This is a genomic window from Pseudomonas sp. Irchel s3b5 (assembly GCF_900187435.1).
Classification (GTDB): Bacteria; Pseudomonadota; Gammaproteobacteria; order Pseudomonadales; family Pseudomonadaceae; genus Aquipseudomonas.
Genome location: NZ_FYDY01000003.1, coordinates 152,157 through 170,803, shown reverse-complemented (window position 1 = coordinate 170,803; position 18,647 = coordinate 152,157). Strand labels below are relative to the sequence as shown.

The window sequence follows — 18,647 nt, the reverse complement described above, 5'->3', positions numbered from 1 at the left end:
ACTGATGCACCGCGATCGCGAGCAAGCTCGCTCCTACAGTTGGTAAACCGGATTGAAGAGAATCATCATGAGTCAGTTGTCCATCACCCCTTTAAGCTCCGCCCTCGGCGCCCAGATCAGTGGCATCGACATCAGTCAGCCGCTGAATGTGGAACAGCGCGATGCCATCGAACAGGCACTGCTCAAACATCAGGTTTTGTTCTTCCGCAATCAGCCAATCACCCCACAGCAACAGGCACGATTCGCCGCCAATTTCGGCGACCTGCACATTCACCCGATCTACCCGAACGTGCCTGAGCAACCCGAAGTGCTGATCCTCGACACCGCCGTCACCGACGTGCGCGATAACGCCATCTGGCACACCGACGTAACCTTCCTGCCGACCCCGGCCATGGGCGCGGTACTCAGCGCCAAACTGCTGCCGGAGTTCGGTGGCGACACGTTATGGGCCAGCGGTATCGCAGCGTATGAAGCCTTGTCGGCACCGTTGAAAAACCTGCTCGAAGGACTCACCGCCACCCACGACTTCACCCGTTCATTTCCGCTGGAGCGCTACGGCAACACGCCAGAGGCGCTGGCCCAATGGGAAGAAGCCCGGCGCAAGAACCCGCCACTGTCGCACCCGGTGATCCGCACGCATCCGGTCAGCGGACGCCGCTCGTTGTTCGTCAACGAAGGCTTCACCTCGAAGCTCAACGAGCTGTCGGAAACCGAGAGCGAAGCGATTCTGAAGTTCCTGTTCGCCCATACAACTCGCCCGGAATTCACCATTCGTTGGCGTTGGCAGCAGGACGACATCGCGTTTTGGGACAATCGCGTAACCCAGCATTACGCGGTAGACGACTACCGCCCGGCGCGGCGGGTGATGCAGCGGGCGACGGTGTTGGGGGATGTGCCGTTTTTCAGGTGAATATTGAGCCGGCTTCCTGGGTAAACCGGCTTTACCCAACCGCTATGCCGACAATTCCCGCAGGGCCGCTGCGGCTAAAAAGCCAGATCTTGAACTGTACCGTTGATCCCGTCTGACGGTCTGATCGATACGCTCGAGCAGTTGCTCTGGCAGCGTGGCATTGAAGCGCACCGACTTGCCGAAATAGGGCGTGATGTCAAAATCGACCACTGCCCAAACCCCACCAGCAAAATCGGGATTATCAAGGTGCGCGTCGATTTCCTGCACCTGCGGCAACGGATCACCGTCGGCAACCAAACCCTCGTAATGTAGAGACAGCGCTTCCTTCACGTTTTCGAGCGCCTGCGCCACCGTGCCACCCGCCGAGAAACAACCCGGCACGTCCGGGACGATTACTCCGTAATCAGAGTCGGCATCCTTGTGCAGAACAACCGGAAATTTCATCTCGATGATTCCTTCCTGTGATGTGTCCCTGTCGGGACTTTCATATCCGTTGACGGGTGTCATTTCAGCCCCGCCTGTTTCAATATGCTGTTGATCGTTCCTTTTGGCAGCTCCGAATCAGGATGTTTGTACTGATGATGACTACCTTTCACCGCCACCAGATACCAACCATCTTCTTCGATCATCCTGATCATTTCCCGACTTCGCATGTCCTTCGCCTTTTTCGACATCAACGGCTGTCTACTTTAAGCGCCAAGGCTTGACGACAATACACACCATACACACTCAGTAAAATATTGGCCGAACAAGCCGAGCCTGACCTTCACCCCAGACCGACGGCGCACTTGCACAATCGCACTCGGCAGGCACAAAGTTGCCATGGCATCAAACCGGCGATACCTATCGCAAGGATGGAGCAAGCATGCACACGACGATCATCATCACCTTCGGCCTGGCCCTGCTCGCGATGATGCTGTTCATCGGCGAGAAACTCGGCTTCAGCCGGCAGACCCTGACCTACAGTTTCGTCGTCCTGTGGCTGGCGTTGACGGTCATCAATGGTGCCATTGGCATGGTGACGGCCGGCCAGTCGCTGAGCACGGAATTGGGGATCGGCACAATGGTGTTCAGCATTCCGGTGGCGGCGCTGGTGTTGTTCATGGTGCTGAGCGCCGAGACCTGACTGGCCTCGACGCCCTGCCCCCCGATCAGCGCACCAGATGCAGGAACTGCATGTGCCGTTCGTACTGGTCGAGGATGTCGTTGATGATCTGCTCCTTGGTGTAGCCGACCAGATCGTAGTCCTGACTGCCTTCGCTCAAATGCACTTCGGCGCGGTAGTAACGGCGATTGTTGAGCTGCTTGGAACCCATGCCGCCACGGGCAAACGACGGCGTGAAGTAGCCGCGCATCTGCACTTGATAGACGAACGGATGCTGATCGCCATGGCCGATTTCCAGGCTGACGCTGTCGTTGGCCGGGTCCGGGTGTGTCGCTACGTGCAAACCTTTTTCGATGAACACGGCAGACACTTCTTCAATGGCCGGACGCACCGTCGTATCGAGGAAACGATAAACCTCATCACGCGACGGAAAATGCACCGCCTGGCTCAGGCGCTGACGCCAGCCGCCCTTGCCACGCCGTGAGCCGGACACCGGCGCCAGCGAGTGCATCTGCGCAATCTGCTTTTGCGACTCCAGATAAAACGCCTTGTGCAGTCCCCACATCATCAGCAGCAAGATCAGCGAGAACGGCAGCGACGTCAGAACCACCGCCGACTTCAGCGCATCGATACTGCCGGAGAACAGCAGCGCACTGGTCACCAGCGCAGTCATTGCGCCCCAGAACACCCGCAACCATTTCGGCCCGTCTTCGTCCGGATTACCGCCCTTGGCAGACAGCGTCGACAGCACCACAGTGCCGGAATCGGCAGAGGTCACGAAGAACACGAAACTGATGAACACCGTAATGGCGATGACCGTTTTGCTCCACGGGTAGGTTTCCAGCAGCAGGTAAAGGGTCATCGACGGGTTATCGATGGCCGACATGCCCAGCGCGCTCATGCCGTGGTTGAGCACCTGATCGATGGCGCTGTTGCCGAAGATCGACATCCACGCCAGGGTGAAGCCGAGCGGGATCAGCAGCACGCCGAAGACGAATTCACGGATGGTGCGGCCACGGGAAATCCGTGCGATGAACAGGCCCACGAACGGCGACCATGCAATCCACCAGGCCCAGTAGAACACTGTCCAGCCACCCAGCCAGTCGCTGGGTTTGTCGTAGGCGTAGAGATCGAAACTCTTCATCGGCAACGCGCCGAGGTAGTCGCCGAGGTTCTGGATCAACGTGTTGAGCAAATGCTGCGTCGGCCCGGCGAACAACACGAACAGCAGCAGTGCGCAGGCCAGCAGCATGTTGATGTCGGACATGACCCTCACGCCCTTATCGACGCCTGATACGGCAACGATGATCGCTGCGCCCATCATCAGTGTGATCAGCCCGACTTGAATCCACTGCGTGTGAGCGATGCCGAACAGGTAGTCCAGACCCGAGTTGAGATGGAGTACGCCAAAGCCCATATCGGCACCAAGACCGAACACCGTGGCGATGATGCCGAAACCGTCCACGGCGTAACCGATGGGGCCGTTGATGCGTTTACCGATCAGCGGGTACAGCGCCGAACGCAGGGCCAATGGCAGGTTATGTCGATAGGCAAAATACGCCAGCGCCATGCCGACAAAGGCGAACACACCCCAGCCATGCAGGCCCCAGTGCAGAAACAGGATCTGCATCGCCTGTCGCGCCGCATCCGCCGTGCCCGCCTCGCCTTGGGGCGGTTGGAGCATGTGGGTCAGCGGTTCGGACACGCAGAAGAAAAACAGCGTGATGCTGATCCCGGCGGCGAACAACATGCCGGCCCAGGACAGGTAACTGAATTCGGGCTCGTCGTGGTCGGCACCGAGTTTGATCTTGCCGTAGCCCGATAACGCGGTGACCACCACGAAGACCAGATACAGGGTCATCGCCAACATGTAATACCAGCCGACCGTGTTGGCCGCCCAGTTTTGCGCCGCCAGTAACCAGGCCCCGGCTTGCTCGGGCATGGCGATGACAACAACGCCAAACAACAGAATGAAGCTCGCCGAGAAGTAGAAAACCGGCGGATTCATGCGGACCAGGCCGCTTGGTGGGAGGGACGATGCACTCATGAGCGGTGCACCTCGGGGGGATAAAACGTGGCTGTAGAAATCGGACTCAGCAAAGGCAAGCCTCCTGTTGTGAGCGGGCGGCGAACCACCGGTTTAACTTGAATGAACGTTCAAGTTAAACATACATAGGGGGCTAAGGACTAATCGCAGGGCTCGGCGGTACTGGTTGAACGCTAGCTCAAAGAAGGGCATTACGCGGAATTTAGAGGTGTTCTGCAGGAGCTGCCGCAGGCTGCGATCTTTTGATTTTGGTTCGCGGCGTGCTTGGAAAAAATCGCAGCCTCGTTGCACTCGACAGCTCCTACAGCTGTTACATCCTTACTTCTGCGCCCCATCATCGAGCTGCAGATTCGCTTGGGTCAGGTTGCTGCCCGCCGGCACGCTGCGGGTCAACCAGACATTGCCGCCGATGGTCGAACCCTGGCCGATGGTGATCCGCCCCAGAATCGTCGCGCCGGCATAAATCACCACGTCATCCTCGACAATCGGATGTCGCGCCTGCCCCTTCTGCAATTGGCCGTCCTCGTCCGCCGGGAAACGCTTGGCGCCCAACGTCACCGCCTGATAAATCCGCACGCGTTCGCCGATGATCGCGGTCTCGCCGATCACCACGCCGGTCCCGTGATCGATGAAGAAACTGCGGCCGATCTGCGCGCCAGGGTGAATGTCGATGCCAGTGGCTGAGTGGGCGATTTCCGCGCTGATCCGTGCCAGCAACGGCAAACCGGCGCGATACAAATGGTGAGCCAGTCGATGGTGAATCACCGCCAGGATGCCCGGATAGCACAACAGCACTTCATCGACGCTGCGCGCCGCCGGGTCACCGTGATAGGCCGCCAGCACGTCGGTATCCAACAGGCTGCGCAACCCCGGCAACGCGAGAGCGAAATCCTGAATGATCTGAATGGTCCTGGCTTCGACTTCCGTCTCGGCCTGGGCACTGTGGCGCGCGGCATAACGCAGTTCGAGTCGCGCCTGGGCCAACAAGGCATTCAGCGCCACATCCAGTGTGTGGCCGACATAGAAGTCTTCACTTTCCTCACGCAAGTCCACCGGCCCCAAACGCATCGGGAACAATGCACCACACAAAGCTTCGAGAATCTCCGCCATGGCCGCCCGGGAGGGCAACTCGCGACCACCCTGCTCGCCGCTGGCCCGGCCGTTTTGTGCTCGCCACTGTTCACGTGCCGTGCGCAGCTGGCTGACGATGGTCTGCAATTGCCAATGGCTGGATCGCTCACTCACGGTAAAAGACTCCTTACGGGCGGCCGGACTGTCTGGCCGCACTGACGGCGCCTACTTTACGGCAAGGGTCGCAAGGCAAATTAAGAACCAATTGTGCTGTGGTCAGTTCGTTTGGCTATAAGTGATTGACGGTTGCCGCGACAAATCGGCGTGCCTATAGTCCTGAGATCTTTCACCGCCAGTACGGACCCATGATCAAACAACAGCTCGCCCGTTTTAATCGTCTCGACCTGCTCGGTCAGCCCACCGCCCTGGAAAAACTCGAACGCCTGTCGACGTGGCTGGGCCGCGATGTGTACGTCAAACGCGATGACCTGACGCCGCTGGCCATGGGTGGCAACAAGCTGCGCAAACTCGAATACCTGGCCGCCGACGCCCTCGCCCAAGGCGCCGACACCTTGATTACCGCCGGCGCACTGCAATCCAATCACGTGCGCCAGACGGCCGCGATTGCCGCAAAACTTGGCCTCGGCTGCGTGGCCCTGCTGGAAAACCCGCTCGGCACCGACGACAGCAACTACACCGGCAACGGTAACCGCCTGCTGCTCGACCTGTTCTCTGCCAAGGTCGAGCTGGTGGAAAATCTCGACAACGCTGACGAGCAACTTCAGGCCCTCGCCAATCGGCTGCGCAGCAACGGCAAAAAACCGTATCTGGTGCCGATCGGGGGTTCCAATGCCTTGGGTGCGCTGGGTTACGTGCGTGCGGGGCTGGAACTGGCCGAACAGATCAAGGACACCGGCCTGACCTTCGCCGCCGTGGTCCTGGCGTCGGGCAGCGCCGGGACCCACAGCGGTCTGGCGCTGGCCTTGAGCGAAGCACTGCCGGACTTGCCAGTGATTGGCGTCACGGTTTCGCGCAGCGAAGAAGACCAGCGACCGAAGGTCCAGGGCCTGGCTGAGCGCACTGCCGAACTGCTGGGCGTGAGCCTGTCGGCTGCATTCAACGTCGAGTTGTGGGACGAGTACTTCGGCCCGCGCTATGGCGAGCCGAATGCCGGGACACTGGCGGCGTTGAAGCTTTTGGCAAGCCAGGAAGGCCTGTTGCTCGACCCGGTCTACACTGGCAAGGCGATGGCCGGGTTGCTCGACGGGATCGGACGTCAGCGTTTCGATGAAGGTCCGATTATCTTCCTGCACACCGGTGGCGCACCGGCGTTGTTTGCCTATAAGGATTTTCTGACGGGTTGACGCACATTTGTGGAGTGGGGCTTTTGTGGCGAGGGGGCTTGCCCCCTTTGGGGTGCAAAGCCCCCCCTGAAACCTGCGATGCGGTGTTTCAGTTAAGTCTCGGTTGTAGGTTATTTGCGACTGCTGCGCAGCCGAACGGGGGCAAGCCCCCTCGCCACAATGGACTACCCATATATTCATTTAACGCATAACAAATAGAATATTTATTATTTTCCAATCTAACCACGTCATCTTATAGTCACGCCGCAGGCGAATTTGCAGCGAGACGCATAAGCTGCTTTAGGGCACGATATCGCAGTCGTCCAAATCCCGAATTTGCCAACTTTCCTAATGCGTCTTCCATAAGAAAACACAGGGGCTTGTCATGAATTTTTCCGCACTACGTCGAAATCTGCTGGTGGGTTCACTCGGCCTGGCACTGAGCGCCGGCCTGATTGGCCAGGCGGTTGCCGGTGAGCAGCTGCAACAAATCAAGGACAAAGGCGTGATCAACGTCGGCCTTGAAGGCACTTATCCACCGTTCAGTTTCGTCGATGCCGACGGCAAACTGGCCGGCTTCGAAGTCGAGTTCTCCGAAGCCCTGGCCAAAGAGCTGGGCGTTAAAGTCAAACTGCAACCGACCAAATGGGACGGCATCCTCGCGGCGCTGGAATCCAAGCGTCTGGACGCAGTGATCAACCAGGTGACCATCTCCGAAGAGCGCAAGAAGAAGTACGACTTCTCCGTGCCTTACACCGTTTCCGGTATTCAGGCGCTGGTGCTGACGAAGAAGGCCGCCGAGCTGAACATCAAGACTGCCGCCGACCTGGGTGGCAAAAAAGTCGGCGTCGGCCTGGGCACCAACTACGAACAGTGGGTAAAAGAAAACGTACCGACGGCTGACATCCGCACCTACGAAGATGATCCGACCAAGTTCCAGGACCTGCGTGTCGGCCGCATCGACGCCATTCTGATCGACCGCCTCGCCGCGCTCGAATACGCCAAGAAAGCCAAGGACACCACCGCCGCCGGTGAAGCGTTCTCCCGTCAGGAAGCCGGTATCGCCCTGCGCAAAGGCGAGCCAGAACTGTTGGCCGCGGTGAACAAGGCAATCGAAAAGCTGCGTGCCGATGGCACCCTGAAAAAGCTCTCGGAAAAATACTTCAACGCTGACGTCACTCAATAATGGAAGAAGCTTTTCAACTCGCACTGGACTCCGCGCCCTTTCTGCTCAAGGGCGCGTACTACACGGTGATCCTGAGCCTGGGCGGGATGTTCTTCGGCCTGGTGATGGGGTTTGGCCTGGCGCTGATGCGCCTGTCGCGTTTCAAGCTGGTGAGCTGGATTGCCCGCATCTACGTGTCGTTCTTTCGTGGCACGCCGTTGCTGGTGCAATTGTTCGTGATCTATTACGGCTTGCCGCAGTTGGGTGTGGAACTGGATCCGCTGCCGGCGGCCCTGATCGGCTTCTCGCTGAACATGGCCGCGTACACCTGTGAAATCCTGCGTGCCGCGATCAGCTCCATCGAACGCGGCCAATGGGAAGCAGCTGCCAGCATCGGCATGACCCGTGCACAGACGTTGCGTCGGGCCATCCTGCCGCAAGCCATGCGCACGGCATTGCCACCGCTGGGCAACAGCTTCATTTCGCTGGTCAAGGACACCGCGCTGGCCGCCACCATCCAGGTGCCGGAACTGTTCCGCCAGGCGCAACTGATCACCGCCCGCACCTTCGAAATCTTCACCATGTATCTTGCCGCCGCACTGATCTACTGGGTTCTCGCAACCGTGCTATCGCACCTGCAGAACCAGCTGGAAGCGCGGGTCAATCGGCACGACCAGGAGTCCTGACCCGATGATTGTCGTGGAAAAACTGACAAAACAGTTCAAGGGTCAAGTGGTGCTCAACGGCATCGATCTTGAGGTCAAGGAAGGCGAGGTGGTCGCGATCATCGGCCCTAGCGGTTCGGGCAAGACCACCTTCCTGCGCTGCCTGAATTTTCTGGAGGAGCCTTCCAGCGGCCGGATCAAGGTCGGCGATATCGAAATCGATACCAGCCGCCCCCTGAACCAGCAGCAGAGCCTGGTGCGTCGTTTGCGCCAGCATGTGGGCTTCGTGTTCCAGAACTTCAACCTGTTCCCCCATCGCACTGCCCTGGAAAACGTTATCGAAGGCCCGATCATCGTCAAGAAGATCGCGCACGCCGATGCCGTTGCCCTGGGTAAAAAGCTGTTGGCCAAGGTTGGCCTGGCCGGCAAGGAAGACGCTTACCCGCGTCGTCTCTCCGGTGGTCAGCAACAGCGCGTGGCGATTGCCCGGGCGCTGGCGATGGAACCGGAAGTGATCCTGTTCGATGAACCGACCTCGGCGCTCGACCCGGAGCTGGTGGGCGAGGTGCTCGCGACCATTCGTGGCCTGGCCGAAGAAAATCGCACCATGGTGATCGTCACCCACGAAATGGGCTTTGCCCGGGACGTGGCCAATCGCGTGGTGTTTTTCGATAAAGGCGTCATCGTCGAACAAGGCGAAGCCAAGGCGCTGTTTGCCAACCCGAAAGAAGAACGGACAAAACAGTTCCTCAGCAAGTTCTTGAACAACGCCCACAACTAACAAACCTGCGCAACACCGGATAACTTCCACGGATGGAAGTTACACCCACCGCCAACAAACCTTTTCAAACCCAAATAAATGTACGCGAATGCCAGACAACTCTTTGTCAGCGCAAGCGGTACATATTTATATTCAAACAACCATTCAATCACGCTATTGATCGCTGTATGACGAGCCCCTACAGGGGCTTAGGCTTTGCTATGAAAAACCCGATTCCAGCGGGTTTTAGCAGGCATATTCGACACAGACCCAAGGCTTATTAACCTTCCTACGTAGGAACTTTCTGAATAACTACCCTCTCCCGCCTTAACCCATAATTCTTATTGACACTTATTCCAGCACACTCTTATCTAGTCTCCTGCCGCGACACTCACAACGCTTAATCATTATTCCAACTCAAAGTAATGAAATGTTTTGCTGTTCGATACTTACGTTTTTTTTGTTTTTCCAGAAACGGACTTCGTTGCAAGACTTCAAGGAGACTCCATGAAAAGCACCTCGAACAAACCCGGGCCCGTGGCCCCGACCCTGGCGCAATCTCACAGGACCGGTATCAACATCACCTGCGCAGCACATCTGTTGATCGACGTGGCACCCTACCCCGGCATGGACGAAGGGGATCTGATCGAACTGTTCTGGGATAACTGCTATGTGGCCTCCAGAGCCCTGACACCCAGCGATATCGGGCAATCGGTGCAGCTACGGGTCCCTGAAAGCTTCGTCACCAACGGGACTTCGCGCATTCACTACCGGATCATGCAGGTCGGCCAAGCGCCGGCGGTATCAGCCAGCAGGCAAGTGCAGATCAAACTCGACTGCCCTGGCGGCCAGCCCTCCCCATTGTGCGGCGATGAAAATCAAAGCCTCGCGCCGGTCAGCATTCCCGAGGCGATTCGCCGTCAGGGGGTCAACGCCAATCAGATCAAACGCGGTGTTCCACTGACCATTGAGCCGTACCTGAACATGGCCATCGATGACGAAATCACCTTGCGCTGGGGTGATGCGCGCATGGATCTGCCAAGGCTCAAGGCGAGTGATGTGGGCCAGCCCATTCAGGTCTGGGTGCCGCCGGCCATCATTCTCGAAGCCGGCGAAGACCTGCGGCTGGAGGTGACGTATTGCATCCTCGACCGGGTGGGCAATAACTCTCGCTGGGCGCCGGCACGTGTGCTGAAGATTGGTTGTGCCAATCCTTATCTGAAAGTCCCGAAGAAACAGCCCCTCAAGGCTGCCGAATCCCGCGAAAAATGATCACAACCCCTGTGGCGAGGGGGCTTGCCCCCGTTGGGGTGCGTAGCGCCCCTGCCCCCTGCAATTGAGTCCATTCAAATAAATCGCGGAGAAAGATTTTGCGACTGCTGCGCAGCCGAACGGGGGCAAGCCCCCTCGCCACAGGGATTGCCTCCCTCTCCCCGAGAACACCCTTCTATCTATATTCCTAAAAGTTAGTTCATAAAATATTTATACACGTTTAGGGTATATGAACCGGACCACCGGACATCCTTGTTTTCATGCGCGGCCACAAGCGGCGCTTTCATAAGATGTGAGGTAGGTATGGTCCGTAACACAATCACCCCAGTGCAGATCGCCAGGGCATTGCGTGTTGCCAAGGAGTGGCGCTGATGTCCAGTCTGGCAGATGCAATCGTCCAGAGTGACCTGGACATCATCCCGTTGTTGTTGCCCGCACAAGTCCTGCGCAACGATGCCCAAGCCATCAAGGCTGCCCACGAGCTGGCGCAGGTCGCCCGCCTGCAAGCGGCCAAACGTGACCAGCAGCGCAAGCTGCCATGGTCTGAAATCGAACAGTTCACCCGCAGCGGCCTGGGCAGTATTTCCATTCCCCGTGAGTATGGCGGCCCCCAGGTTTCGTTCGTCACCCTGGCCGAGGTGTTCGCGATCATTTCCGCGGCAGACCCGGCGCTTGGGCAGATCCCGCAAAACCAATTCGGCATTCTTAACCTGGTGCTTGGCAGCGCCACCGAAGCGCAGAAACAACAGCTGTTCAAAAGCGTGCTCGACGGCTGGCGCATCGGCAATGCCGGGCCGGAACGCGGCACCAAAAACACCTTGGAACTGAAAGCGCGCATCTCCGCCGACGGCGTCCTCAACGGCCAGAAGTTCTACTCCACGGGTGCACTGTTCGCCCATTGGGTCGCGGTCAAAGCATTGAACGAGGACGGCAGACAAGTGCTGGCGTTCATCCGTCGCGGCACACCGGGATTGCGCATCGTTGATGACTGGTCGGGCTTCGGTCAGCGCACCACCGCCAGCGGCACGATTTTGCTCAACAACGTGCAGGCCGATCCCGAATTGGTGGTGGATAACTGGCGCATCAATGACACGCCGAATATCCAGGGCGCCGTCTCGCAGTTGATCCAGGCTGCCATCGACGCTGGCATCGCCCGGGGCGCCATCGACGATGCCATCGACTTCGTGAAAAAACGCGCCCGGCCGTGGATCGACGCCAAGGTCGAACGGGCCAGCGATGACCTGTATGTGATCGCCGACATCGGCAAACTGAAAATCGAACTGCACGCCGCCGAAGCCCTGTTGCGCAAGGCCGGGCAGGTGCTTGATCAGGTCAGCGCCGCGCCCTTCACCGCCGAGTCCGCCGCCCGCGCCTCGATTGCCGTGGCCGAAGCCAAAGTGCTGACCACCGAGATCTCGTTGCAGGCCAGCGAAAAGCTTTTCGAACTGGCCGGCAGCCGCGCGACCCTCGCCGAATTCAACCTCGACCGTCACTGGCGCAACGCCCGGGTGCACACGCTGCACGATCCGGTGCGCTGGAAGTATTACGCGGTGGGCGCCTATCGCCTGAACGGCACGTTGCCGGCCCGTCATTCCTGGATCTGACGACCAGACATCTGGAGAAACACATGACAAGTTCTCACCACGTCGCGGTCATCACCAGCGATGAGCAAGCCCTGATCGTCGCCAGCGACCTGGCCGACGATTTCAAGCGTGACAGCGCCCTGCGCGACCGCGAGCGTCGTTTGCCACACCCGGAACTGGAAGTGTTTTCGCGCTCCGGCCTGTGGGGCATCAGCGTACCGAAAGAATACGGTGGTGCAGGGGTTTCCAACGTCACCCTGGCCAAGGTCATCGCCCTGATCGCACAGGCCGATGGTTCGCTCGGGCAGATCCCGCAGAACCATTTCTATGCACTGGAAGTGCTGCGCGTAAACGGCAGTCACGAGCAAAAAAAACGTCTTTATGCAGAAGTCCTGGCCGGCCAGCGCTTTGGCAATGCCTTGGCCGAACTCGGCACCAAAACCGCCCACGACCGCACAACCAGCCTGACGCGTGACGGCAACCGTTTTCGCATCAACGGTCGCAAGTTCTACGCCACGGGAGCGATTTACGCCCAGCGAATTCCGACTTCAGTGGTGGATGAAAACGGCGTGCAGCAACTGGCGTTCGTGCCGCGTAACAGCAAAGGCCTGACCGTGATTGATGACTGGAGCGGCTTCGGTCAACGCACCACCGGCAGCGGTTCGGTGGTGTTCGAAGACGTCCATGTCGCTGCCGAAGACGTCATCCCGTTTCAAAGCGCTTTCGAGCGCCCGACGCCGGTCGGCCCGTTGGCGCAGATTCTCCATGCCGCCATCGACACTGGCATCGCCCGCGCCGCGTATGAAGATGCGTTGCATTTCGTGCGCACGAAAACCCGGCCGTGGATCGACGCCACCCACGAAAACGCCACGGACGATCCGCTGACCCTCAAGAGCTTCGGCCACCTGAGCATTCGCCTGCACGCCGCCGAAGCGCTGCTGGAACGTGCGGGCGAATTCCTCGACAAGGCCCAGGCGGACACCAACGCCGACACTGTCGCCGCCGCGTCGATTGCCGTTGCCGAAGCCCGCGCCATCAGCACCGAAATCTCGCTCGCTGCCGGCAGCACGCTGTTCGAATTGGCCGGCAGCCAGGCGACGCTGCGCGAACACGGACTGGACCGGCACTGGCGTAACGCCCGCGTGCATACCCTGCACGACCCGGTGCGCTGGAAGTATCACGCCATCGGCAACTACTACCTCAACGATGAAAACCCGCCACTGCGGGGGACCATCTGATGGCCAAAAAGAAGATCCTGCTCAACGCGTTCAACATGAACTGCATCGGGCACATCAACCACGGTTTGTGGACGCATCCACGGGACACGTCGACCCGGTACAACACCCTCGAATACTGGACCGAACTGGCGCAATTGCTCGAGCGTGGCTTGTTCGACGGCCTGTTCATTGCCGACATCGTCGGGGTCTACGACGTTTACCAAAACTCGGTGGATGTACCGCTCAAAGAGTCGATCCAGTTGCCGGTCAACGACCCGTTGTTGCTGGTTTCAGCGATGGCGGCAGTGACGAAAAACCTCGGTTTCGGCCTGACCGCCAACCTCACTTACGAACCGCCCTACCTGTTCGCCCGGCGCCTGTCGACGCTCGATCATCTGAGTCGCGGCCGCGTGGGCTGGAACATCGTCACCGGCTACCTCGACAGCGCCGCCAAGGCCATGGGCCTGAGCGAACAGGTCGAGCACGACCGCCGATATGACCAGGCCGACGAGTACCTGCAAGTGCTCTACAAACTCTGGGAAGGCAGTTGGGAGAACGGCGCGGTGCTCAACGATCCGCAGCAGCGGATCTATGCGCAGCCGGACAAAGTGCACAAGGTTGAGCACACAGGCGAGTTCTACCAGGTCGAGGGTTATCACCTCTGCGAGCCGTCGCCGCAACGCACGCCGGTGCTGTTTCAGGCGGGCAGTTCGGATCGCGGTTTGCAGTTCGCCGGGCGACATGCCGAGTGCGTGTTCATCAGCGGCCAGACCAAGGCGTCGACCAAGCTCCAAGTGGACAAGGTCCGCGCCAGCGCCATCGCCGCGGGGCGCAACCCTGACGACATCAAGGTGTTCATGGGCCTGAACGTCATCGTTGGCGAAACCGAAGAGCTGGCCTGGGCCAAGCACGCCGAGTACTTGAGCTACGCCAGTGCCGAGGCCGGCGTGGCGCATTTTTCGGCCTCCACCGGCATCGATTTTTCCGAGTACGCCATCGACGAGCCGATCCAGTACGTGAAGAGCAACGCGATCCAGTCCGCAACCAAACACCTGCAAAACAACGACTGGACCCGACGCAAATTGCTCGAACAACACGCCCTCGGTGGTCGCTACATCACCGTGGTGGGTTCGCCCGAGCAGGTGGCAGATGAACTGGAATCCTGGATCGCCGAGACGGGGTTGGATGGCTTCAACCTGACACGGATTGTCACGCCGGAAAGCTATGTGGATTTCATTGAGCGGGTGATTCCTGAGCTGCAACGGCGCGGGTCGTACAAGACCGCTTATGACAATGGCACTTTGCGGCAAAAGCTGTTTCACGAAGGGGCGCATTTGCCTGAGCAACACACCGGCTCGGCGTTTCGCCGTTAAAAGAATCGCCGACAAGCCAGCGCCTACAGGGTTTTGTGAACGCCATAAATCCACTGTAGGAGCTGGCTTGCCAGCGATGAGGCCCGACCAAACAACACAAACCTTATGCACTGACTGGATAACTCATCATGAAAAAGAACTACTTCTCTCACCCAGTCAAAGCACTGGCCCTGGCCCTCGGCCTCTTCAGCTCCGTGACCTTCGCCGCCGACGCGCCATTGAAAATCGGCACCACCGCGGCTTTCGCCATTCCTCTGGAAGCCGCCGTCGAAGAAGCCAACAAACAAGGCCTGAAAGTCGAACTGGTGGAGTTCAGCGACTGGATCGCACCGAACGTCAGCCTGGCCTCAGGCGATATCGACGTGAACTACTTCCAGCACATCCCGTTCCTGGAAAACGCCAAGGCTGCCGCCGGTTTTGACCTGGTGCCGTTCGCGCCCGGGATCATCAACAACGTCGGTCTCTACTCGAAGAAATACAAAAGCTTCGACGAGCTGCCAGAAGGCGCGAGCGTGGCCATCGCCAACGATCCGATCAACAGCGGTCGCGGTTTGCAGTTGCTGGCCAAGGCGGGGCTGATCACGCTTAAACCCGGCGTCGGCTACAAAGCCACCGAAGAAGACATCATCGCCAACCCGAAGAAAATCAAAATCCTCCAGGTCGAAGCCGTGCAACTGGTGCGTGCTTACGACGACGCCGATCTGGTCCAGGGTTACCCGGCCTACATTCGCCTTTCGAAGACCTTCGATGCCGGTTCCGCGCTGCTGTTCGACGGTCTCGATCACAAGGAATACGTGATCCAGTTCGTGATCCAGCCGAAAAGCAAAACCGACCCGCGCCTGATCAAGTTCGTCGACATCTACCAACATTCCCCAGCCGTTCGCGCAGCATTGGATAAGGCCCACGGCAAACTCTATCAAGCCGGTTGGGAAAGCTGAGCATGACCGCCGCGATCCAACGGCGACTGGAAATTCCAGAGCCTGCAAGCGCTGCACAAACGGAGCTGCATCCCGAGCTCAATCGCGCCCATGTGCGCTTCATCAATCTGGGCAAAACCTACAGCGGCCAGCAAGGCCCGGTGGCCGCGTTGCATGGCATCGACCTGGCGATCCAGCGCGGCGAAGTGTTCGGCATCATCGGTCGCAGCGGCGCCGGCAAGTCGTCACTGATCCGCACCATCAACCGCCTGGAACAACCGAGCAGTGGTCGGGTGCTGATCGATCAGGTCGACATCGGCGAGTTCGACGAAAACCGCTTGGTGGCGCTGCGTCGGCGCATCGGCATGATCTTCCAGCACTTCAATCTGATGTCGGCCAAGACGGTTTGGCAGAACGTCGAATTGCCGTTGAAAGTCGCGGGCGTACCCAAGGAAAAACGCGACCGGAAAGTCCGCGAGCTGCTGGAACTGGTGGGTCTGCAATCCAAGCACAAGGCCTACCCGGCGCAACTTTCCGGCGGACAGAAACAGCGTGTCGGCATCGCCCGCGCGCTGGTGCATGATCCGGACATTTTACTGTGCGACGAAGCCACCTCGGCGCTGGACCCGGAGACCACACAGTCGATCCTCGGCCTGCTGCGCGAGATCAACCAGCGCCTGGGCCTGACCATTGTGTTGATCACCCACGAGATGGCGGTCATCCGCGATATCTGTGATCGCGTCGTGGTGCTGGAACACGGGCGCATTGTCGAGCAAGGGCCGGTGTGGGAAGTGTTCGGCAATCCGCAACATGACGTCAGCAAGACGCTACTCGCGCCGTTACAACACGCGTTGCCAGAGGAGCTGCAAAGTCGTTTGCACCCGCAGCCAAAAACCGCCGATGCCGCCGTGGTCCTGCGCTTGCAGTTCACCGGCAGCCAACGCGACGAGCCGGACCTGGCCGCGTTGTTCAGCGCACTCGGTGGTCGCGTGCGACTGCTGCAAGGGGGAGTGGAACGGATTCAGGGGCATGCCCTCGGGCAGTTGTTGTTGGCGGTGAGCGGCTCGCCGCTGGGTGCCGAGGCATTGCGTCAGCGCGCCGGCCAGTGGGCGCAACAGGTGGAGGTGCTGGGTTATGTGGTTTGATCGCTTGTTGCAGGGTTTCATCGACACGTTTTTGATGGTCGGCGTGTCGTCGTTGATCGCGCTGTTGGCGGGTATTCCGCTGGCGGTGATCCTCGTCACCAGTTCCAAGGGTGGCATCTATGAAGCGCCAGCGCTGAACCGGGCCTTGGGCGCGTTCGTGAACCTGTTTCGCTCGATTCCGTTCCTGATTTTGATGGTGGCGCTGATTCCGTTCACGCGGTTGATCGTCGGCACCACTTACGGCGTGTGGGCGGCGGTAGTGCCGCTGACCATTGCGGCGACACCGTTCTTTGCGCGCATTGCCGAAGTCAGCTTGCGCGAGGTCGATCACGGTTTGGTCGAAGCAGCGCAGGCGATGGGATGCCGGCGTTGGCACATCGTTTGGCATGTGTTGTTGCCTGAAGCGCTGCCGGGGATTGTTGGTGGGTTCACCATCACGCTGGTGACGATGATCAACTCCTCAGCCATGGCCGGGGCGATTGGTGCGGGCGGGTTGGGCGACATTGCCTATCGGTATGGGTATCAGCGCTTTGATAGCCAGATCATGTTGACGGTGATTGTGTTGCTGGTGGTGTTGGTGGCGGCGATTCAGTTGGGTGGGGATCGGTTGGCGCGGGGGTTGAACAAGCGCTAAGCACGTTGCGAACACCCTTTGTGGCGAGGGGGCTTGCCCCCGTTCGACTGCGCAGCAGTCGCAAGAACAGTTACTCCGCTTTTGCAGACACACCTCATTGAATGGTTTTGGGGCCGCTTCGCGTCCCAACGGGGGCAAGCCCCCTCGCCACAGGTGATCACATACTTCCAGCGGGAAGTTTTCGTACAGGAAAATCAGCGATTCCGAAGGCCTGTTCCCTTTCCTTTGCAGGACATTTCCTAGATCATTTCGCTCGCTTGCGCCTGCCAAATCCGGTGGCTAGTCTCGGTCCGTCACTGCTTATCAGTGATCGGGTTTAGTCGCCCGGATTTCTCTAGGCGCACGGCGTCACCTCATCTCAGGTGTTTTTCATTGCCTGAACTATGGTGGCTGTGCGCAGGGCACCCTCGGGTGCGCCGGTATGCCTGGAGGCCGGTCGACTAACCTGTGTGCAGCCGCCACCCCTGTTCGTTTAGTCGCGATATCGGTTGGCTTTAAAGCACGCTATGACGCGCTTCGGGAACGAGGCAAGAGCGCAAAAGTCGCGCTCATTGCCTGCATGCGGATACTGCTGATCAGACTGAATGCCATGCTACGGAACGGTACTGAATGGCGCTGACGAATGGCATGGTGAAGACAGTTGCTCCCTCAGGATAGCGAGCCGGTTCTAACGCCGCGGTACCTGTGGGAGCGGGCTTGCCCGCGATGGGCTGCGCAGCAGCCCCCGGCGCCATGGCGTATATTTGGTGAATCCAAATTGCCTGCGCAGCCGACCATGAAGCAAACACCCGACGACCTCGAACAGATCACCTCCACCACTCTGGGTCATTACAACGCAGTCGCCGAAGACTTCCGTGCAGGCACCCGCGATCACGACGTCAGCCAGAACATCGATGCCCTGTTGCGGCACATTCAAGGCGAGGCGCCTTTCGACGTTCTCGATTTTGGCTGCGGGCCGGGACGCGATTTGCAGACCTTTACCCGCATGGGCCATCGGGCCGTCGGCCTCGACGGTTCGGAAAAATTTGCACAGATGGCCCGTGAGGACAGCGGTTGCGAAGTCTGGCAGCAGGATTTCCTGAAGCTTGATCTGCCGGCCGAACGCTTCGACGGGATTTTTGCCAATGCGGTGCTGTTTCACATTCCGCGTCAGGAATTACCTCGAGTGTTGAAGCAATTGCGCGGGGCGCTGAAACCGGGTGGGGTGTTGTTCAGCTCCAATCCTCGTGGCGAGAATCAGGAAGGCTGGAACGGGCCGCGTTATGGGTCGTATCACGACCTGACGACCTGGCAGCAGTTGCTGACCGAGGCGGGGTTTGTGGAGTTGGAACATTACTACCGGCCAGCGGGGCTGCCGCGGGAGCAGCAGCCTTGGTTGGCGAGTGTCTGGCGTAAAGCTGTGTAGTCAGTTCGGACGCCATCGCGAGCAGGCTCGCTCCC

At 59.2% G+C, this 18,647-nt stretch carries 18 protein-coding genes and 1 pseudogene; 15 read left to right on the top strand and 4 right to left on the bottom strand.

What is annotated here, in order from left to right; translation table 11 throughout:
- Positions 1-67: 67 nt before the first annotated feature.
- Positions 68-910: a taurine dioxygenase gene (tauD, locus tag CKW15_RS04685; protein ID WP_095058220.1), complete on the top strand. Its 843-nt coding sequence runs from the start codon at positions 68-70 to the stop codon at positions 908-910.
- Positions 911-952: 42 nt separating this feature from the next.
- Here the strand turns inward: tauD and CKW15_RS04680 are convergent, their stop codons facing one another.
- Both CKW15_RS04680 and CKW15_RS04675 read right to left on the bottom strand, forming a co-directional pair.
- A complete protein-coding gene (locus CKW15_RS04680; protein ID WP_371856282.1) occupies positions 953-1,417 on the bottom strand; it encodes a type II toxin-antitoxin system HicB family antitoxin in 465 nt (154 codons plus the stop codon).
- Complete coding sequence (locus tag CKW15_RS04675) at positions 1,414-1,563, bottom strand: type II toxin-antitoxin system HicA family toxin (RefSeq protein ID WP_095058218.1); 150 nt, start codon at positions 1,561-1,563, stop codon at positions 1,414-1,416. Before CKW15_RS04675 ends, CKW15_RS04680 begins: the two co-directional genes overlap by 4 nt.
- 212 nt (positions 1,564-1,775) lie before the next feature.
- On the opposite strand from CKW15_RS04675, the gene CKW15_RS04670 reads away from it, so the two are divergent.
- Complete coding sequence (locus CKW15_RS04670) at positions 1,776-2,036, top strand: hypothetical protein (protein WP_095058217.1); 261 nt, start codon at positions 1,776-1,778, stop codon at positions 2,034-2,036.
- A gap of 25 nt (positions 2,037-2,061) precedes the next feature.
- Here the strand turns inward: CKW15_RS04670 and betT are convergent, their stop codons facing one another.
- Together betT and epsC are read right to left on the bottom strand one after the other, a co-directional pair.
- Positions 2,062-4,023: a choline transporter BetT gene (betT, locus tag CKW15_RS04665; protein ID WP_177408810.1), complete on the bottom strand. Its 1,962-nt coding sequence runs from the start codon at positions 4,021-4,023 to the stop codon at positions 2,062-2,064.
- A gap of 357 nt (positions 4,024-4,380) precedes the next feature.
- Complete coding sequence (gene epsC / locus CKW15_RS04660; RefSeq protein WP_095058215.1) at positions 4,381-5,307, bottom strand: serine O-acetyltransferase EpsC; 927 nt, start codon at positions 5,305-5,307, stop codon at positions 4,381-4,383.
- Between the two features lie 191 nt (positions 5,308-5,498).
- Here epsC and CKW15_RS04655 point away from each other — a divergent pair, with 191 nt between their 5' ends.
- The 13 genes and pseudogenes from CKW15_RS04655 (at position 5,499) to CKW15_RS04585 (ending at position 18,612) form a co-directional block, all read left to right on the top strand.
- Complete coding sequence (locus tag CKW15_RS04655; protein ID WP_095151720.1) at positions 5,499-6,497, top strand: D-cysteine desulfhydrase; 999 nt, start codon at positions 5,499-5,501, stop codon at positions 6,495-6,497.
- 364 nt (positions 6,498-6,861) lie between these two features.
- Positions 6,862-7,662 (top strand): cystine ABC transporter substrate-binding protein, encoded by an 801-nt coding sequence (tcyJ, locus tag CKW15_RS04650; protein ID WP_095058213.1) that lies wholly within the window; start codon positions 6,862-6,864, stop codon positions 7,660-7,662.
- A complete protein-coding gene (gene tcyL, locus CKW15_RS04645; RefSeq protein WP_095151719.1) occupies positions 7,662-8,327 on the top strand; it encodes a cystine ABC transporter permease in 666 nt (221 codons plus the stop codon). The genes tcyJ and tcyL overlap by 1 nt, the downstream gene beginning before the upstream one ends.
- Positions 8,328-8,331: 4 nt before the next feature.
- Positions 8,332-9,087 carry an L-cystine ABC transporter ATP-binding protein TcyN gene (gene tcyN, locus CKW15_RS04640; protein WP_095058211.1) on the top strand — a complete coding sequence of 252 codons (756 nt, stop codon included), beginning with the start codon at positions 8,332-8,334 and terminating at the stop codon, positions 9,085-9,087.
- Positions 9,088-9,573: 486 nt separating this feature from the next.
- A complete protein-coding gene (locus CKW15_RS04635; RefSeq protein ID WP_095058210.1) occupies positions 9,574-10,338 on the top strand; it encodes a hypothetical protein in 765 nt (254 codons plus the stop codon).
- Positions 10,339-10,709: 371 nt separating this feature from the next.
- Entirely contained in the window at positions 10,710-11,942 is a 1,233-nt protein-coding gene (locus tag CKW15_RS04625; protein WP_095058209.1) for an SfnB family sulfur acquisition oxidoreductase, read from the top strand.
- 23 nt (positions 11,943-11,965) lie between these two features.
- Positions 11,966-13,159, top strand: a complete 1,194-nt coding sequence (locus tag CKW15_RS04620) for an SfnB family sulfur acquisition oxidoreductase (RefSeq protein ID WP_095058208.1) — start codon at positions 11,966-11,968, stop codon at positions 13,157-13,159.
- Positions 13,159-14,511, top strand: coding sequence for an LLM class flavin-dependent oxidoreductase (locus tag CKW15_RS04615; protein WP_095151718.1), 1,353 nt, complete (start codon positions 13,159-13,161; stop codon positions 14,509-14,511). The genes CKW15_RS04620 and CKW15_RS04615 overlap by 1 nt, the downstream gene beginning before the upstream one ends.
- Before the next feature lie 128 nt (positions 14,512-14,639).
- Positions 14,640-15,449: a MetQ/NlpA family ABC transporter substrate-binding protein gene (locus tag CKW15_RS04610; RefSeq protein ID WP_053160708.1), complete on the top strand. Its 810-nt coding sequence runs from the start codon at positions 14,640-14,642 to the stop codon at positions 15,447-15,449.
- Between the two features lie 2 nt (positions 15,450-15,451).
- Positions 15,452-16,573, top strand: a complete 1,122-nt coding sequence (locus tag CKW15_RS04605; RefSeq protein ID WP_095058206.1) for a methionine ABC transporter ATP-binding protein — start codon at positions 15,452-15,454, stop codon at positions 16,571-16,573.
- Positions 16,563-17,207, top strand: a complete 645-nt coding sequence (locus CKW15_RS04600; RefSeq protein WP_095058205.1) for a methionine ABC transporter permease — start codon at positions 16,563-16,565, stop codon at positions 17,205-17,207. Before CKW15_RS04605 ends, CKW15_RS04600 begins: the two co-directional genes overlap by 11 nt.
- Positions 17,208-17,700: 493 nt before the next feature.
- Positions 17,701-17,826, top strand: a pseudogene (locus CKW15_RS28660) (IS110 family transposase); the annotation flags it as partial.
- A gap of 156 nt (positions 17,827-17,982) precedes the next feature.
- Positions 17,983-18,612, top strand: coding sequence for a bifunctional 2-polyprenyl-6-hydroxyphenol methylase/3-demethylubiquinol 3-O-methyltransferase UbiG (locus CKW15_RS04585; protein WP_095151717.1), 630 nt, complete (start codon positions 17,983-17,985; stop codon positions 18,610-18,612).
- The last annotated feature ends 35 nt before the right edge of the window (positions 18,613-18,647 follow it).

Coding starts and splice junctions, on each gene's coding strand:
- tauD (WP_095058220.1), top strand. CDS start 68: ATGAGTCAGTTGTCCATCACCCCTTTAAGCTCCGCCCTCGGCGCCCAG.
- CKW15_RS04680 (WP_371856282.1), bottom strand. CDS start 1,417: ATGACACCCGTCAACGGATATGAAAGTCCCGACAGGGACACATCACAG.
- CKW15_RS04675 (WP_095058218.1), bottom strand. CDS start 1,563: ATGCGAAGTCGGGAAATGATCAGGATGATCGAAGAAGATGGTTGGTAT.
- CKW15_RS04670 (WP_095058217.1), top strand. CDS start 1,776: ATGCACACGACGATCATCATCACCTTCGGCCTGGCCCTGCTCGCGATG.
- betT (WP_177408810.1), bottom strand. CDS start 4,023: ATGAATCCGCCGGTTTTCTACTTCTCGGCGAGCTTCATTCTGTTGTTT.
- CKW15_RS04655 (WP_095151720.1), top strand. CDS start 5,499: ATGATCAAACAACAGCTCGCCCGTTTTAATCGTCTCGACCTGCTCGGT.
- tcyJ (WP_095058213.1), top strand. CDS start 6,862: ATGAATTTTTCCGCACTACGTCGAAATCTGCTGGTGGGTTCACTCGGC.
- tcyL (WP_095151719.1), top strand. CDS start 7,662: ATGGAAGAAGCTTTTCAACTCGCACTGGACTCCGCGCCCTTTCTGCTC.
- tcyN (WP_095058211.1), top strand. CDS start 8,332: ATGATTGTCGTGGAAAAACTGACAAAACAGTTCAAGGGTCAAGTGGTG.
- CKW15_RS04635 (WP_095058210.1), top strand. CDS start 9,574: ATGAAAAGCACCTCGAACAAACCCGGGCCCGTGGCCCCGACCCTGGCG.
- CKW15_RS04625 (WP_095058209.1), top strand. CDS start 10,710: ATGTCCAGTCTGGCAGATGCAATCGTCCAGAGTGACCTGGACATCATC.
- CKW15_RS04620 (WP_095058208.1), top strand. CDS start 11,966: ATGACAAGTTCTCACCACGTCGCGGTCATCACCAGCGATGAGCAAGCC.
- CKW15_RS04615 (WP_095151718.1), top strand. CDS start 13,159: ATGGCCAAAAAGAAGATCCTGCTCAACGCGTTCAACATGAACTGCATC.
- CKW15_RS04610 (WP_053160708.1), top strand. CDS start 14,640: ATGAAAAAGAACTACTTCTCTCACCCAGTCAAAGCACTGGCCCTGGCC.
- CKW15_RS04605 (WP_095058206.1), top strand. CDS start 15,452: ATGACCGCCGCGATCCAACGGCGACTGGAAATTCCAGAGCCTGCAAGC.
- CKW15_RS04600 (WP_095058205.1), top strand. CDS start 16,563: ATGTGGTTTGATCGCTTGTTGCAGGGTTTCATCGACACGTTTTTGATG.
- CKW15_RS04585 (WP_095151717.1), top strand. CDS start 17,983: ATGAAGCAAACACCCGACGACCTCGAACAGATCACCTCCACCACTCTG.